We start from the raw sequence: 18053 nt of genomic DNA, 5'->3' as shown, positions 1-18053 counted from the left end.
AGGAACAGGGTCTCGCTGTCGGTCGGGGCGCGGCCCTCCGCCTCGATGTCCGCTTCCGTCCGGGCCTTGGCGTCGGCGAGCGCCTCGCTGGGGGTCGGGGGCGCGTCCAGTTCGTTCTGGTGGAGGTCGACCAGTTCCTTGCCGGCGAAGGCGTTGATGGACTCGCTGAGGTCGCCGAACTCGTTGCCGCCGTCGCTGAACTTCACGTCCGGGTCGACGACGACCACGGCCGCGTCCATGAACAGGTTGGGCTCGGGGGAGTAGGGCAGCAGGGGCGCCGAGTCCTTCTGGCGGGTCCGCGAGTCCATGTCGTCGCTGATGGCCTGCTGGAACCTCGCGGCGAAGTCCGGCTTGTCGAGGTAGGCCTCGACGTGCACGAGCTCGTCGAGCTTCTCCTTCTTCTTGACCTGGGAGAGGGAGTCGTCCTTCTTGATCGCGGCCCGCTCGTCCTTGATCCGCGCCCTGGTGTCGGCGACGAGCTTCGCCGGGTCACCGACGCGGTAGCCGCCCGAGTACAGCAGCGGGCGGATCGGCCCGGTCTCCGAGTTCAGCGACTCGGTGACGTGGGTGAAGATGCCCGTCTGGTCGCCGGTCACCTGACGGGAACCGGTGTCGAAGTCCTGGAACGAGATGTACGGGTGCGTGCCCTTGCCGTTCATCGCGCCGATGGCGAACGTCGTGGCAGGGCTGTGCATCGTGCCGTTGCGCATGCGGCCGAACGGGAAGCCGTCCGACGCCTTGAACGTCTCGAGCGGGACGAGGGCGATCGGCTCCGGCCGGTTCTCGATGTCGGCCTGTGCCCGCTCGATCTCGGCGTTGATGTTCGCCTCGGAACCGTTGGGGCCGTTCACACCGATCACGAACACCATGTCGTCGGCCAGCGGACCGGCGTCGGCGACGATCGCGTCGATGACCTTGCCGACGTCGGCGGCCGGGTCGTTCAGCTTGCCGTGGCCGACGATCATGTTGACCACGAACGACGGCCGCCTGCCCTCGTCGACGCTCTGCTTGAGCTTCGCGAGGTAGTTGTTCTTGGTGGGCAGGTCGAACCCGTCGATCGCGAGGTTCCCGAACGCGTCGTTGTACACGACGTTGTCCAGCGACAGGCCGTTGAACGCCGTGGCCAGGTCGTCGAGGGCGGCGTCGGTGCCGGGCTGGGAGTCGACCTCCATCGGGACGCCGGTGTTGCTCGGGCCCGCCTCGTTGGTCCAGTTGTCGGCGCCCGGCTGCCTCTTGGTGGTCCGGTTGTCGGCGGCGGCGCGGCTCTCGGGGGAGAGTTCACGCTTCGGCATCGGCCGCGTGTCGACGTCGGACGGCGTGGGCGACGACGGACGCGCGGGCGGCTCGACCGTGGCCGGGCCGGGGGTGTCCAGCCTGGTGTCGGGCACCATGACCTGGCTCTGGGCGGTGCGTTCGACGAGCCACAGGTGCCGCGGACGCAGTCCGGGGTCCTTGCCGTGGACGTCGGCGCCCATCATGCCGCCGTCGTCCTTGTGCACGCCCGAGTTCGTGTCGTGCTGCTGGAACACGCGCGACTTGTCGCTGTACTCGTCCGGGATGCCCAGGTAGTGCAGGGTCTCGTGGGCGAGGACCTCGGGACTGGTGCTCGGGTTCCAGTGCGTCTGGTCGACGTTCGGGTTCTTCGGGTCGACCTTGATGCTGGTGTGCGCGTCGGCCTTGTTGTCGACGAACTCCAGGTTCAGGTGGAACTGGTCACCGCTGGGCAGCCGGTATCCCTGGTTCAGCAGGGTGTTCACGCCGTCGGCGGCGTTCTGCTTGACCTCGGCGACGATCTCCGGGTGGACGTTCGCGGCAGGATCGACGTGCACCTTGACGGTGTACTCCTGCACGAAGTTGCCGGGGGACGTCTCGATGCGGCGCAGGTCGTAGTTGATGAGTCCCTTGTAGGACTTCAGCTTCGACGGCGTGCTGTCGGTGCGGACGTCGTGCACGACGACGTCGACGGTCCGGACGTTCGCGTCCGCCCTGCGGCCGGCCCACGTGCTGGGGTCCGCGGGCTTGGCCGGCGCGAACCAGTCGGCGGTCTTCGCCGGGTCGTGCCGCCACGACTCGTCGGTGATGACGTCCTTGCCCCGGTGCGATTCCGGGGTCGGCGGGGTCATCGCGGGCGGCGCACCGCCCGCGCGGACCTTCTTCGGCTGCGCGTCGGTGTTCCCGGGAGCGGGACGCGACGAGCCCGCCTCGGCACCGCTCCTGCTCGACTCCGCCACCGAGGAGTCCTGCGGCGGCGAGGAGACCGGCGGCTTCTGGCTCGCCTCCGGTGTGGTGGTCGTGTCCGCCGACGTGTCAGTGGTCGTGCCAGTGGTCGTGCCGGTGGTCGTGCCGTTCGCGGGCGGCGCCGGCGGAGGGGTGTTCGGCGCGGCGTTGAACGAGTCGACCTCGTTGTCCACCTTGGCCTTGGCGTCCCACCACTGCTGCTGCTTGGTGTCCGCGTCGCGCCGGGCGTTGTCGAGCCTGGTCTGCCCGTCCGTGATCGCCTTCTCGGCGGCGGACCGCTCATCCACGATCTTCTGCCGCGCTTCCACAGCCGCGGCGCGGGCGGCGTCGGCCTCGGCGGCGACCTGCTGCTGCGCCTGGAGAGGCGTGCGGGCGTCGGCGGCTGCCTGCCGCTGGACGTCGAACTCGGCACGTGCGTCGGCGACCTGCTGCTGTGCGTCGGCCAACGCGTTGTGTGCCGCGTCGGCTTCCTGCGAGAGCTGGTCGATCTCGGCCTCGGTCGCGCCGTTGTCCCGCGCGTCGGCGACCGCGTTGTCGGCCACCTGCGCATCTTGGCTCAGCGAGACGACCTGGGCGTTGAGGTCCTGGATCGTGGCGCGGGTCTGCGCCGCGTCCCTGATCGTGCTGTCGAACTGCGTCTGCAGCGGTGTGACGCCGTCGACGGCGGCGCGGTGCGTGTCGATCGCCGCGGTCGCCTTCGCCGACGCCGCGGCGAGCGGCTGGTCGGTCCGCGCCAGCACGGCCGCGGCCTCGTTGATGGCGTCCTGGGTGTCGTGACGGGCCTTCTCGACGTCCTTCTCGGCGGTCCGCCAGTCGTCGGCCGCCTTCTTGACGTCGGTCTGGGCGTCCTTGAGCGAGTCGCTGAGCTGGTGGTTCAGCACGGTCTCGACCTCGGCGGCGGGCATGCGCACGCCGGCCGAGCCGGGCACCGTCAGGTCGACGACACCGGTCTTGCCGCCGATCGTCGCCACCACGCGGTACTCGACGTCGAACTGCACCAGGCCGGTGCGGGAGGTGTCCTTGGGCTTGACGCTGCCGCCCTGGGCCTGCGACGGGCCGCCGGACACCGCGGAGGAGTCCTCACCCGCGTGCCGGGCCTCGACGCCACCGGTGCCGACGTTGACGGTGTCGGACGGGGCGCCTTGCTTGATCGCGGCGCTGCCCTGCGCGAGACCGACCGACACGTCGGCGGTCTCGGACACCTTGGCCTCGCTGGAGGTCTCGGTCGTCTTGGTGACCAGCGGGGTCTCGATCTTGACGTCGTCGCTGAGCGAACCGAGCTGCGGGTTCACCAGCTTCGCGTAGACCTTGACGTCGGCGTCCTGGCCGAACGTCAGCGCCATCTCCTTCAGCCCGGGCACGTCGAGCGGACCGGACAGCATCGACGGCAGGTGCGGCTGCAGGTTCTCCGGGCTGAGCGTGGAGAACAGGGCGTTGAGCGAGCCCGTTCCCTTGCCGGTCAGGCCCTTGCCCGCGCCGGCCTCGTTCATCGCCTTCACGGCGGCGTCCCGCAGGTCCCCGGCGCCGCGCAGGTTCTCCACCGACGCGGTCGGCGGCAGCTTCGAGGCACGGCTGTCGGCCTGGAACGCCGTCGTCGCCTCGGGACTGCCGAAGGCGCTGCCGCGCTTGCTCGCCGCGGACATGTACGGCTGCGGGTTCCCGTGACCGGTGGTCGGCTGGGAGACCTTCTGGTTGTCCGCGTGCGTGCGGACCTTCATCTCCTGCGGGCCGCTCTCGGCCCGCGCGATCTCCTTGGAGCCCTTCTCCACGACGAGCTCGAACTCGACCGGCACGGTGTACTGCGCCGCCGGGCCGCTCGCCGTGCGGGAGTTGCTGAACGCCTCGGTGGTGGAGGTCGTGACCGAACTGCCGGTGCTGCCACCGATGTTCACGCCGACCGCGACACCCGCGGTGCCCGAGACGTTCGGGTTCGCGCTGCCCGGCGACGCCAGGCCCGGTGCGCGCAGACCGGCGCCCCAGCCGGTGCCCCGGCCCGAGCCGGCGCTGTCCTTGCGGGAGCCACCGCTGTTGTGCGACATGTCGACGCCGTCGTTGACGACGCCCTCGAACTTCGGCTCACCCGTCTTGGCCCGCAACGTGACCTGGTAGCTGTCCTTGCCGAACGTGCCGGGCTGGTGCACGAGCAGCGGCACGCCGCCGTCCATCGCGCTGTCGATCATCGCCTTGACGCTCGCCGGCGAGTTCAGGTCGACGATGCGCTGCAGGTTGCTCATCGAGTCCTTGAGGACCGAGTCCGGGATCAGCGGGTCGCTGCCGAACTTCTTGGTCTTCGTGGACAGTTCGGTCGTGAGCTGGTTGACCGCGGCGGAGAGGTCCGGAACGGATTCCACGTTGGACAGACCGAGCGCGCCCGGTTCGTTCGGCGCGACCGTCGCCGGCGGCGCCATCTTCGGGAGGTCCGGCTTCTGCACGCTCGACTCGACCTCGGGCAACACGCCCAGTTCGCGCGCGACGTCCTCGGACACCCGCACGAACACCGACTTCGGCATGTTCACCGTGACGCCCTCGGCGTTCGGCGTGCCGCCGTGCAGGAAGTTCCCGGCGCGGCTCTCGCCGACGATGGTGAACTCGGCGTCGATCTGGACCAGCACGGTCCGCGCCTCGCCGGGCGTCGTCCTGCCGCGGTCGACGTTGCCGCCGACCTCGTTCGACTGGGTCTTGTTGTCCGACCACGGCGTGAACTTCGCGGTCGCGGCGACACCGCCGGACCCGCTCGGGTTCGACGGCGTGCCCGCGGGCGGCGGGGTGACGTTCGGGCGCACCGGCACGTTGATGCCGGCGGTCAGGTCGACGGACCGGCTGGTCGTGGACGACTCACCGGCCTTGTACCCGCCGCTGACCGAGTTGTCGGTGCCGGTGGTGTCCGAAATGGACACCAGCTTCGCCTCGCCCAGCTTCACGGACATGCCGATGGCGCCGGAGCGGTCGGTGACGCGCCGGTCGTACTTGAGACCCTGCTCCTGCACACCGGTCTCGATGAGCCGCTGCAGGTTCGCCTTGATGTTCTCCGGGGAGAACATCTTGTCGATCTGGGCGCGCGACGCCGTGCCCGGCACCGTCAGCGCCGAGTCGCCCTTCGCCGCGCGGTTCAGGGCGTCGATCGCCTGGTCGCGCAACGCGGTGGTGTTCGCGACGGCCTCGACGTTGAGGAACTCCGGCGACTTCGGCCGGGCGTCCTTCGGGTTCAGCAGGTCCTTGACCGTCGGCGAGTCGTCGATCGTCGTCGCCTGCGGGTCACCCGGCTTGAAGCCGTCGCCCGGGTCGTTCTTGAGCGTCGCGCCGTCGGACACCCACAGGTTGACGTTGCCGTCGATCTTGTCGAGGCCCGCGCCGGTCTTGGCGACCGTGGTCACCTCGGGCGACTGGAATCCGGGCGCTCCGGGGACGACCGTGCGCACCCAGGTCCGCGGCCGCGTGAAGGTCGTGATCTCGACCTCGAACTCCACGTCGTTCGAGAACACCTGCGAGTCCGGGCTGCCGGACTGCGACTGGGTGGCGCTGACCGCCGGGCCCGCCGTGGTCTTGTCCGTCCACGAGTGGCTGTAGGACACACCGGCCTGCGGCATCGGGGTGAGCGAGGCGACGCCCGTCTTGACGGGGATGTTCACCCTGCCCTGCACGCCGCCGGTCCAGCCCTTGGTGGTGCTGGAGTTCGCGTCGAGCTTCGGGCCGGTCGTCGTCGAGTCGCTGACGGCGTGCGAGTCGGCCTGGCCGAGGTGCTTCGGGTTGCTGATCTTGGCCTTGACCGTGACGTTCACGTAGGTGTTCGTCGTCGTGCCGGTGTTCTTCAGCTGCACCGAGACGCCAGGGCCGAGCAGGCTGTCCATGTTGGCCTTGAGCGCGGCGGGGGAGAGGTTCGCCGTGATCTTGCGCTGGTTCGCGAGCTGCTCGGCGACGTTCGAGTAGCTCTGGCCCTTGCGCGGCTGGGCGTCCGGGTTGTTCCAGTTCGGCAGGAACTTCTCGAAGCCGGGCAGCTCCTTCAGCTTGGCCTCGACCTGGCCCTGCACCTTCGCGGCCGGGGTGAACTCGCCGACCTTGGCGTTGCCCGCGGCGAGCGTGTCGGCGACGAACGGCGGCAGGAACTTCGTGTCCGCCGTGGCCGGGTCGGTCGTGGTGTTCCTGGTGCCGTCCGGGGTCGGCAGACCCACCGCACCGGCCTCGTTGAGGCCCATGCGCATGTGGGTCGTGACCTCCATCTTCACGCTCTCACCGGAGGGCGTGCGGACCTCGACCTCGGCCGTGACCTCGTACATGCCGGTCTCGGCCTTCACGCCGATGCCGGTCTTGTGGCTGCTGCTCGACCCCGCGTTCACGCCCTCGGCGGTGCGCGCGGAGTAGCTGCCGGTGGCGCCGACCGTGCCGCCGACCTGACCGGGGACGCCGATGTTGGCACCGACACCCGCCGTCACGTCGAACCCGGTCTTGGTGGACGCGGACACACTGCTGCCCCAGGCGGAGGTGTCCTTCAGGTCCAGCGCCGCGCTGTCGTGCGTGCCGACCAGCTTCACGTCCTTGAGCGTCGCGGTCATCTGCACCGCGCCGCCCTTGCTCGCGTGCGGGCTGACCAGGTCGGGGGAGGTGACGAAGCCGCCGAGCATGGCGGGCAGGTTGTTGCGGATCGAGGTGGGGCTCAGGAAGTTCTGCAGCGCCTCGCGGCCGGGTGAGCCGACCTTCGTGATCGACGGGTGCAGCTTCGCGGCGACCTCGTTGAACGCCTTGCCGGAGTCCTTGACCGACACCGCCTCGGGCACGGCGTTCTCGACCTTGGTGCCCCACTGGGCGTCGGCCGGCGTGACCTTGGCCGAGGACTTGCCGGAGTCGACGATCGTGCTGAGGTCCGCCGGGACCTGCAGCGTGACGTTCGTGCCCGTGTCCACAGTGGACGACGGCTTCACGTTGCCGCTCGCGTCCTTCAGCGTGATCTCGTAGGAGACCGGGACGGTGACCTTCTTCGAGCCGTCGTCGGAGCCCTTGATCGCCCGCTGTTCGGTGACCGAGTTGCTGGTGGACTGCGAGACCGCGGGCGTCGCGAGCGCCGCCTTGCCGCCCAGCGAGCCGTACGGGCCCGCCGCGGTACCGGCCGTCACCGAACCGCCGACGTCGTTGGACGTGGAGATGGTGTTGGTGGTGCCGGTGGACGCGGCGGCCTGGTAGTTCTTGTCCACCTTGGTGTCGGCGTCGGCCTGGACGTTCGTGGTGGCGTCCGCGTGCATCTCCGCGCGGACGTTCGCCTCGAACCACTTGCCGTTGATCTGCACCTGGAAGTTGCGGCCGCCACCGAGGAACGTCTCGAAGTCGTTCTCGATCGCGTCCTTGATGCGCGCCTGGTCGCCGGACTTCAGGCCGTTGATGTCGGCCACGACCGCGTCCGCGCCGCGCACGTCCGTCGGGGTGATCGACCCCAGCGCCTTGTTCTCCTGGAAGAAGCTCGGCAGGTTCGTGTCCGGGACCTGGCCGACCGGCTGCGGTGCCAGGGTGGTCATCTGGACGACCGGGCTCGGCTTCGGCGGCGCCGGACGGGTCTCGACGTCGGCGTCCGACTCGGGGGCCGACCGCGTGTCGGTCGTGGGAGCGGGCGGCGCGGGACGCGTGTCCGCGTCCTGCCGCGCCTCCTGGACCTCCTGGGTGAAGTCCCGCAGTGCTTCCAGGTGGCTGGTGTTGTGCCCGCCGTCCCGTGCGTCCTGGATCTGCTGGTCGAGGTGCGCCTGCACGGCCGCGATGTCGGCGTCACCGAACTGGCGCCAGCCCGGTGCGTTCGGGTCGGCCGGCAGCGTCGACGCGTGGGCGGTGAGCGACGCGTCGCGGTTGGCCGTGAGCTGGTCGACCTGGTTCTGCCGCCACTGGACGTCGCGGCCGGCCCGCTCCCGGCGGGCCGCCTGGTCGTCCAGCATCGACTGGGTCTTGAGGGCGTCCGGCACCATGTCGGCGGCGTTCCACCGGGTGCTGTCGGCCTTGGCCTTCGCGAGACCCTGCTCGGCGATCTGCGTCCGCTGGTCGTAGATGTTCGGCGGACCGGCGTTGCGGGAGATGTCGAGAGCGTTCTGGATCGCGGCCGCGCGGTCGGGGTTGTTGGCGTACGCCGGGTTCTGCTGCATGTCGCGCAGCGCCGCCGAGTCCAGGCCGTACAGCGATGCCGCGAACGAACGCGGTGAGGTGCCCTCCTGGACGGGGCCGAAGCCACCGGGGACCACGAGGTCCACGTCCGGGTTCGCGGGCCGCGCCGCCGGGTCCTGCATGAACGGGCGCGGTTCGGGTGCGGGCTGGGCCTGCTGGTTCCCGTCGGCCCCGCGGTCCCGGACGTCGCCGGCAGGCGGTGCGTTGTTGTCGCGCGGCTGGACCGGCGCGTTGTCGCCCGGCTGGACCGGCGCGTTGTCGCCCGGCTGGACCGGCGCGTTGTCGCCCGGCTGGACAGGTGCGTCGTCGTCCGAGCGGACCGACGAGGCGTCGTCCACGTCGGCCGGAGGAGTCTCCGGGCGGTAGGGCACCGCCGCGTCGGTGAGCGCGAGGTCCTGAAGCCGGCCGTAGAGCTGGTCGAGCTCCGGGGTCGGCCGGCCGCCGATCCGCGCGTCGTGGATGAGGTCCGTGACGTGGTCCTGGAGGACCTCCACGTCCTGGGGCGTCACCGACTGCCAGCCGGGGGCGTTCAGGTCTGCGGGCAGGCTCAGCGCGTACGTCGTGAGCGCGTCCTTGCGGTCGTACTGCAGCGTGAGCAGCTCGTTGGAGAGCTGCTGCTGGTGCTGCTTGAGGTTCTGCACCTCCGCTTCGCGCTGGGCCTGGTCCGTGCGCTGCAGCTCGGACTTGAACATGTCCGGAAGCGAGTCGGCGAAGTGGCTCAGGTCCTTCGCCTTGCCGTGCGAGGTGTTGATCTCGTTCTGGAGGTCGCTCAGGTGCTGCTGGATGCCACCGGGCTTCTGCGCGATCTCCAGGTTGCGGGACATCTGGTCGATCTCTTGCAGGTGGAACGGGTCGTTGCGGTGCTGCGCCTTGAGGTCGGAGAGCTCGGCGGGGGTTTTGCCGAAGAGCTCGGCCCTGAACGCCGCGAACTCCTGCCGCGGGTTCAGCCCTCGGTCGTCCGCCCGCGTGTCCACATCGGACTGCGCGTCCAGGTCGGACTGCGCGTCCGACTGCGAGTCGACGTCCGACCTCACGTCGGAATCGGGGCCGTTGACGGCGGCCTCGTTCGCCCTCTCCTGGCGGATCTGCTCCAACTGCAGCTCGAACTGGCGGTTGTTGAACTCCCGGGTCCGGGCGTCGAGGTCACGCAGGCGTTCCGCGCGCGCCTCGGTGTCCGCGTTCATCTTCGCGATCCGCTCCTGAACGGACACGATGTTCGCGTGCGCGTCAGCGGCTTTGTCGAAGCGGTTGGCGTAGTCGGGGTTGCCGACGAACGACAGGTTGCGCTCCGCCTGGTTCTTCAGGCCCTCGATCTCGGCGATCTTCTGGTCGAAGTCGGTCGACGTGTCGACCCCGCCTCCGAACACGTAGTTCCAGGCGCCGGTCAGACCGGTGTTCGCCGCCTTGCCGGCGCGGGTGTTCTCCAGCGCGACCGTCAGGTCCTCGACCTGGGTGGTCAACCCGTCCAGACCGCGCGTCGAGGCATGGCCGAGCACCGTGCGCACGTCCGCCTCGTTCTGCACCCGCTGCTGCAGGTCCTTGAGGTTCTGGGCGTCGAACCCGGCGTTCTCCGCCGCCGCGATCTGCTGGGTCAGGTGGGCGTCGAGCTGGGGGAGCATCTCCTTCGGGATGTCGGCGAGGCCGTCCGCGTTCGGACCCGCGACCTGGGTGTCGATGATGTGCGTGACACCCACCCTGGGGCCCTCGGCGTTCAGGGTGTTGATCTGGTTGTTGGTGTTGTTCAGCAGGTCGGTGAGCGTCGCGACCTGCTCCTTGATGGCCGCCGTCTGCGCGAGCTCCTTCGGCGACTGCATCATCTCGGGCTTGCGGGAGCCCTGGGACTTCGCCTCGTCGATCCGGCTCTGCAGGTCCGCCGACCGCTGCATCAGGTCGTTCATGAAGACCTGCGGCCCGCCGGGGTGCGCCGCCGCGCGCTTGACCAGCTGGGTGTTCTGCGCCGCGGTGTAGAGACCCTCGTCCTGGCGGCCCTTGTAGAGGTCGCCGACGGTCTGGTTGACCTCGGCGGAGGACTTGCCGCCGAGCCAGGCCTCCATGCCGGCGCGGACCTCCTGCGGCGTCGGGCCGCCGAGAGCGCCGAACGTGCCGTTCTGCGAGTTGATCTGCACCTGCGGCGCACCGTCCGGGCCGTGGACGGTCTGCACGCCGTTGTTGTCGACGACGACCTGGACGCCGAGCGACTGCGCGATCGAGTCGGGCAGGTGCGAACCGACGTGGGAGTCGGCCCACGACGGCGTCTGCAGGGCGTGGTCCACGAGGTCGGCCGACGACGGCAGCGCGCCGTTCGTCTTCACCTCCTGCGTGACGTGGTTGATCATGTCCACGTCACCGGGCTTCATGCCGTCGGTGTTCAGGCCGGCGTTCACGACGTCCCAGCGCCTGCCCGACCCGTTCGCGAGGTCGTTCGCGACGTTCGCCCGCCACTGCTCGACCTTGGCGTCGGCGGAGAGGCCGGGCGTGTTCGGTTCCAGGTCCGGGTGGAACTTCGCGAGCGAGTCGGGGGAGACCTGGCTCGCGACCCAGTTCGACAGCGCGGGCGGGTTCAGTCCGGGGTGGTTGTGGTTCTGCGGGTTCTGCTGAACGTCGGTGCGGACGTTGTCCACAGTGGACTGGACGTCGCTGATGCCGACCAGTGGCGACGAGTTCGGCACCTGCACGCCCTGGAACGCGGCGCCGCGCAGCACCGACTCGACCAGGCCGACCTTGTCGAGGTTCGGCAGGTGCGTCTGGTTGTTGGGCCGGACGTCGGCGTCCACGTCGGAGTCGAAGCTGCCGGGCAGTCCGGGCGTGTCCGTGGGCATCGGCCGCGTCCGCACGTCGGGACCGACGTCCGGGCCCGACTTGACGTCCTGAGTGGACGGTGCGCTTTCCGGTGCGGGCTTGGGAGTCCAGTCCGCGGGCGGCGGCACGGTCGCCGGGCCGGCCGGGTTGATCGTGGTGTCGGGCACCATCACCTGGCTGTTGGCGGTGCGCTCGATCAGCCACAGGTGGCGCGGCCGGATGCCCGGGTCGTCCAGGTGGACGTCGGACCCCATCATGCCGCCGTCGTTCTGGTGCACACCCGAGTTCGTGTCGTGCTGCTGGAAGACGCGGCTCGAGTCCTTGTACTCGTCCGGAATTCCGAGGTAGTGCAACGTCTCGTGCGCGAGGACCTCGGGGCTCGTGTCGGCGCCCCAGTGCGTCTGGTCCGGGTTGGGGTTGTTCGGGTCGATCTTGACGCTGGTGTGCGCGTCGGCCTTGTTGTCGGTGAACTCGAGGTTCAGGTGGAACTGGTCACCGCTGGGCAGGCGGTGGCCCTGGTTCAGCAGGTTGTCGACGCCGTTGGTGGCGTTCTCCTTGACCTGCGCGATCTGCTCGGGCGTCATGTTCGCGGCAGGGTCGATGTGCACCTTGACGGTGTACTCCTGCACGAAGTTGCCGGGGCTCGTCTCGATGCGGCGCAGGTCGTAGTTGATGAGGCCCTGGTAGGACTTGACGTCCGACGGCGTGCTGTCCGTGCGGACGTCGTGCACGACCTGGTCGACCGTGCGGACGTCGGTGTCGTTGCGGCGGTCGGCCCAGGTGCCGCGGTCGGCCGGGTTGCTCGGGTTCGACCAGTCCGCGGTCTTCGCGGGGTCGTGGCGCCACGACTCGTCGGTGAGGACGTCCTTGCCCTTGTGGGACTCGGCCGTCGGCGGCGTAGCGGCCGGCGGCGCACCGACCTTCGGCACGTCCTTGCGGGTGCCATCGGGGTTCAGGTTCGACTGCGGTGCGGGCGGTGCCGGGGGAGCGGGAGGTGCCGGCGGGGCCGCGGGCGGCGGGGTGGCCGGTGCGTCCCTGGTCGGCGCCGGGCCGTTGCCGGTGGTCTGCTCGGTGTTCCGCGACGGGGCGTCGGCGTCCGCGGACTTGTTCGTGTCGGTGTTCGGCCTGACGTCGGTGTTGCCGGGCGCAGGGGGCGCGCCACGGGTGCCGTCCGTGGTGGCGTCGGTGTCGGGGTTGGACCGGGCGTCGAAGAAGGAGTCGGTGTCGGAGTCGACGTTGCTGGGGGTGCCGGGGGTGGACCGGGCGTCCACGAAGGCGTCGACGTCGCTGTCGCTCTCGGTCGCGTTGCCGGGTGGGGCCGTGTTGGTGTCGGTGTCGAAGTCGAAGAGAGCGTCGGTCATGTCGGGTCCGTCGGACTCGACGTCGCTGTCGGCGTTGGTGTCGGCGTTGGTGTTGGTGTCGGCCGGGTTGTTCGGCGGGGCGGTGTCTGTGTCGGTGTCGGTGCCGAAGAGGCCGCCGCTGATGTCGGGTCCGTTGGACTCGGTGTCGCTGTCGGTGTCGGAGCCGAAGAGGCCGCCGCTGATGTCGGGTCCGTCGGACTCGGCGTCGCTGTCGGCGTTGGTCTCGGTGTTGGTGCTGGTGTTGGTCTCGGGGGTCGTGACGGCGGGCGGAGCCATCGGAGCAGGGGCCGACTCGGCCGGTGGTGTCGAGTCCACCGTCGTCGACTGGCTCGGCACCTCGGTGGACGGCGCCGGCTGTGCCGGGGGAGCCGGCTGTGGCGGGTCCAGCCGGAGGGTCAGTGCCTGGAGAACCTGGTTGTTCTGCGGTGCGCGAGCGTCCTCGAACACCTGGGAGAAGTACTGGCTTTCGGGACTGTCCTTCTGCGAGAGGTTCTTCAGCAGGTCAGCGATCTGGGCGACGTCGTTTCGAGCCGACTCCGGAACCTCGGGATCGACCGGATCGCCCGGCGTGTTGCTCGGGGCGTTGTCGAACAGCTTTTGCTGCAGGTCGGGCTTCTGCGACTCGAGCAGACCGATGATCTGGTCGAGCTGGTCCTTGGTGAGATCGACCGTGTTGGAGTCGTCGAGGAACTTCGGCGACAGCGGCTTGCCGTCGATGACGCTGCTGATCTCCTTGACCGCGTCGTCGGGGAGTCCGGAAAGGATGTTCGTGACCTCCGCGCCCTTGCCCGGGATCGCGGGCGCGAGCATGGAGGCAACCTGGGACACAGTGCTGGCTGCCTCGTCGGGGTCGCGGTTCGGCGACTCCACGTAGTCCCTGAGCGCCGAGAAGGTCTCAACGGCGGAGGTCAGGTTGACCGCCTGCTTCACATCCGGGTTGTACTTGGCGGCTTCGAGCCACGCGGTGTCCGCTCGCAGACCGTCGCTCACGTTGTTCAAGTTCGACGTGGCGACGTCGCTGCCGGGGACGTTCGGATAAGGGGTCTTGTTGGTGAGAACGGAGATGTTCGGCCGTTCGACGAGGTGCGCGAGGTTCGTGGAGTTCGCGCCCTCGTTGATCGCGGGCAGGGTGCCGAGCTGGAAGACCTGCTGGAACACCGCCTGGGGCATGGACCCGGTGTTCACCACCAGGACGTCGCCCTGCTTCAGGTCGTTGATCTGCTGATCGAGGTCGGGTGAGGTGATGTCCGCGCGCTTCAGCCAGTCGGCCTTGAGCTCCGGTACGAACCAGACCGGCGACGGAGTGATCTCCATCATGATCGCGGGCTTCTGGTCCAGGGAGTGCAGAGCCGTCGCGAGGTGGTTGGACACGCCGGGACGGTTCACGAGGTCGACGGCCCCGAGGCCGTAGACCGGCATCATGTCGGCCTTGTCGTTGAGCACCGCGTCGGCGACCTTCTTGATGCCGTCCGCCTTCGCGGGGGCGGCGGACATCTCCTGGTCGATGAGGGTGGCCAGTGCCTGCGGATCGGTGATCTTCGGAACGTCGTAGACGTACCTGGCGTCAGGGCTGATGTGCGCGTCCAGATCGATGATCTGGACGTCGCCGCCGGGGCCGTCGCGCTTGATGAGAAGCCGCTTGCTGCTGTCCCAGGCGTAGGGCTTGAGGATCAGAGCTTCGTTGACGTTGTTCTTGTTGAGGTAGTTGGTGGCGGTGTCCGTGTCGTGCGCGTTGAGTGAGTCGTCGCCTGCCGACAGCAGCAACGTGTTGCTCTCGGCGGGATGGTTCGGCGTGCTGGAGACCTCGACCGGATGCAGGTCCGGCGTGATCAGGAGGTCCATCTTCTTCGCGGACTCCGGATCAGTGACAAAGGTGATGTTGCCCTGATAGCCGCCGTCGCGCAGCGCCTTCACCAGCGTCGTCGCGGCTGCCTGGTGGCCGAGCCCCGCCGCGTTGTCCACCGCGACGACGACATTGTCGACGTCCGCCAGCAGGTCGTTCACCGTCGGAGCGGCATCGGAGGTCGTGGCGTCCTGCTGGGCATCGGTGGACGAGTCGGAAGAACGGCCCGCGTCCGTGTTGGGGCCGGGGTTCGGTCCGGCGGCCGCGGGCGGCAGCACGACCAGGTCGGGGGTGGGGTTGGCCGTCGTGTTCGGGTTCGCCGTGGTGTTCGGGTTCGGTGCAGCGCCGGTGGGCGGCGGGGGCGACGGCCGCGTCTGGACGGGCGGCGCGTCGGTGTTGGGGCCGTTGACCGGCGCGTCGACCTGCGGCGCCGGCCGCGTCTGCGGGTTGGCCGGCGGGACGTTCGCCGCGGTGTTGGGCGACGGCGTGTTCGCAGGGGGGACGGTGGTGTTCGGAGCCGGGTTCGGCGTCTGGACGGGCGGAGCCGAGGTCTCGGACCTCGGCGCGGGGGCCGGGTTCGGGTTCGGGTTCGGCGAGGTGTTCGGCGCCGGGACGTTCGTCTCCGGACGCGGCGAAGGCACGCCGGCGGGCGGCATCGCCGTGTTCGGCGGCGGGGTGTTGGCCGGCGGGGTGTTCGGGTTCGGCGTGTTGACGGGCGGCGCGCTCGGCACGTTCGCCGGCGGTGTGTTCACCGACGGCGCGTTGGCCGGCGGTGTGTTGGTGTTCGGCGACTGCGTGTTCGGTGGCGGCACGTTCGGTGCGGGAGCCGGGTTCGGCGCAGGCGCGGGGTTGGGTGCGGGTGCCGGGGTCGGCGTGTTGACCGGCGGTGCGGCGGGTGCCGGGCGCGTCTGTGCCGGGGGCGGGGTGTCGGCCTTGGGCTGCGGCTGCGGGGCCGGCGTCGTGTCGGGCCGCGGCGCGGGCGTGGCTGCCGGCGGGGCGTTGACGTTCGCCGGAGGCGTGTTGACGTTCGGCGCGGGTGCGGGGTTGGGTGCGGGTGCCGGGGTCGGCGTGTTGACCGGCGGTGCGGCGGGTGCCGGGCGCGTCTGTGCCGGAGGCGGCGTGTCGGCCCTGGGCGGCTGGGACGACGGCGTCGTCTCCTGCCTGGGCTGCGGGGTGGTGGCCGGCGGCGTGTTCGTCGACGGCGCGTTGCTCGGCGGAACATTGGCCGCGGGTGCGTTCACCGGCGGGACGTTCGTCGAGGGCGCGTTGGCCGGAGGCACGTTCGCGGGCGGCGCGGGACGCGTCTGCGCGGGCGGCGCGTCGGAGCGCGGCGGCTGCGCGGACGGCGTGGTGTCCGGGCGCGACGACGGCGCGTTCGTGTTGGGCGTGTTCGGTGCGGGCGAGGACACCGGCGGCGACACCGGAGGTGCCACGGGGGCCGGGCGCGTCTGGGCGGGCGGCACGTTCGCTGCGGGCGGCGGCGTGGACGCCGGGGGCGTGCCCGGCCTGGACTGGGCGGGCGGTGCGGTGTTCGGGTTCGCCGCCGGGGGAGCGGACGCTGCGGGCGGCGTGCTGGACGGAGGCGGGGTCATCGGCGTCGGCTTCGGCGCTGGAGGAGGCGTCGAGGGCGACGTTCCCGGCGCCTTGGTGATGGTGTTGTCGGGCGTCGGTGCCTTGGGCGCGTCGAACACGCCCTTCGCGCCGCCGCCGGCGGGGGTGAACTTGCTGCCGCCGCGTTCGCCGCCGCCGGTCGCGCCGGGGGCTCCGCCCGGTGCCATCGGCGGGGCCATGCCGGGTGCGGCCGAGGCGGGAGGCGTCATGCTCGGGGCCGCGGCGCCGCCGCGCGGGCCCGCGCTCTGCGGCGGGGTCGAGACGGCGCTCTGCGAACCGGGGGCGCTGCTGGGGTCCTTGTAACCGGGTGCCGTCGGCGTGTACGCCGCAGGGGCCGCGGGAGCCTTGGCACCGCCGCCGGGCGACGCGCTACCGGGAGTCGAACCGCCAGGCGTGGAGCCGGCCGTCGAACCGGGCGTGGAGCCAGGAGTCGAACCGGGGGTCGAGGTCGGCGGCAACGGGATGTTGGCGTTGGGCCTCGGCGCCGGGGGCGGGGTCGAGGACGAGGTCCCGGGAGCCTTGTTGATGGTGCTGTCGGGCGTGGGCGCCTTGGGCGCGTCGAACACGCCCTTCGCGCCCCCGCCGGCGGGGCTGAACTTGCTGCCGCCGCGTTCGCCGCCGGCCGCGCCGGGGGTCGCGCCGCCCATCGGCGGGGCCATGCCGGGTGCCATGCCGGGAGGCGTCGCGCCGCCGCGTGAAGGTGACGTCACGGCGTTCTGCGGACCGGGAGCGGTCGTGGCGGGCTTGGTGCCCGCCGCGCCACCGGAGGTGCCGGGATCCTTGTAACCCGGCGCCGACGGCGTGAAGGGCGCCGGACCCTTGCCGCCGCCGGAGGTCGTGCCGCCGGTGCCCTTGCCACCGGGAGGCGTCGCGCCACCGGCGTTGCCGGGGCCGGTGTAGCCCGGTGCGGTCGGGGTGAAGGGCACGGGGCCCTTGGCGCCACCCGTGGTGGTTCCGCCCTTGCCGCCGGCGTTGCCGGGCCCGGTGTAGCCGGGTGCGGTCGGGGTGTAGGCCGCGGGAGCCTTGGGGCCACCCGTGGTGGCACCGCCCTTGCCGCCCGCGTTGCCGGGGCCGGTGTAACCAGGCGCGGTCGGCGTGTAGGGCGCGGGGCCCTTGGTGGTCGGCGTCGCACCGACGGACGGCCCGCCGGGAGTCCTCACACCGGACGTCGCGTTGCTGCCGCCGCCCTTGGTGGTGGGGGTCGCGCCGACGGACGGGCCACCGGGCGTGTTGACACCGGACGTCGCGTTGCTGCCGCCGCCCTTGGTCGTCGGTGCCGGGCCGGTGGTCGGGCTGTTGGGGGTGTTCACGCCGGAGGTGACGTTGCTGCCGCCACCCTTGATGTTCGGCGTGGCGCCGACGGACGGGCCGCCGGGAGTGTTGACGCCGGAGGTGGCGTTGCTGCCGCCGCCCTTGGTCGTCGGTGCCGGGCCGGTGGTCGGGCTGTTCGGGGTGTTGACGCCGGAGGTGGCGTTGCTGCCGCCGCCCTTGGTCGTCGGCGCTGGGCCGGTGGTCGGGCTGTTGGGGGTGAAGTTGCCCGACGTCGCGTTGTTGTTGCCGCCCTTGGTGGTGGGCGCAGGGCCGGTGTTCGGGCTGTTCGGCGTGAAGTTGCCCGACGTGTCCCGCCCGCCGCCACGCACGTCCTTCGCGTTCGTGGTCGGGTCGATCGACTTGATGTTCGTTTGGTTGGTCTGGTCGACCTGCTGCGACGTCTGGAGCGTCGCCTTCAGGTTCGTCTGGACGTCCGTGAACGCCTTGGCGCCCCGGTCGGCCTGGGAGACCGCGTTCTCGTTGGACGAGTTGAGCGCCGGCACCGCGAACAGGCCGATCGGGCCGAGCGCGTTGCCGCTGAAGTTCAGGCCCCGCAGGCCGGACGAGATGCCGGTCAGCCGGGACCCCAGGTCACCCGCCTTGTTCTGCAACCCCTGCATCGAGGAGTCGTTCATGGAGTAACCGCTGTTGCCGGTGGGGCCACCACCGCCCGTTCCGCTCGTGGGCGGCGCCGAGGGGGGAGGGTTCCCTCCCGGGTTCGACGACGGGTTCGGGTTGACGTTCCCCTTGGCCAT

At 70.7% G+C, this 18053-nt stretch carries 1 protein-coding gene (cut by a window edge); it reads right to left on the bottom strand.

The features are described 5' to 3' along the window. Positions 1–18053: the 5' portion of a hypothetical protein gene (locus tag PV646_RS23920; protein ID WP_500344411.1), read on the bottom strand. Its footprint begins 11725 nt before the window's first position; 18053 of the gene's 29778 nt are visible here — the first part of the coding sequence; the start codon lies at positions 18051–18053; its stop codon lies beyond the left edge, outside the window.

Origin of the sequence: Streptomyces sp. ID05-26A, from assembly GCF_033794685.1 — a bacterium.
Classification (GTDB): domain Bacteria; phylum Actinomycetota; class Actinomycetes; order Mycobacteriales; family Pseudonocardiaceae; genus Lentzea.
The sequence above is the reverse complement of the archived record's forward strand: the minus strand, read 5'-3'. Positions and strand labels throughout refer to the sequence as shown.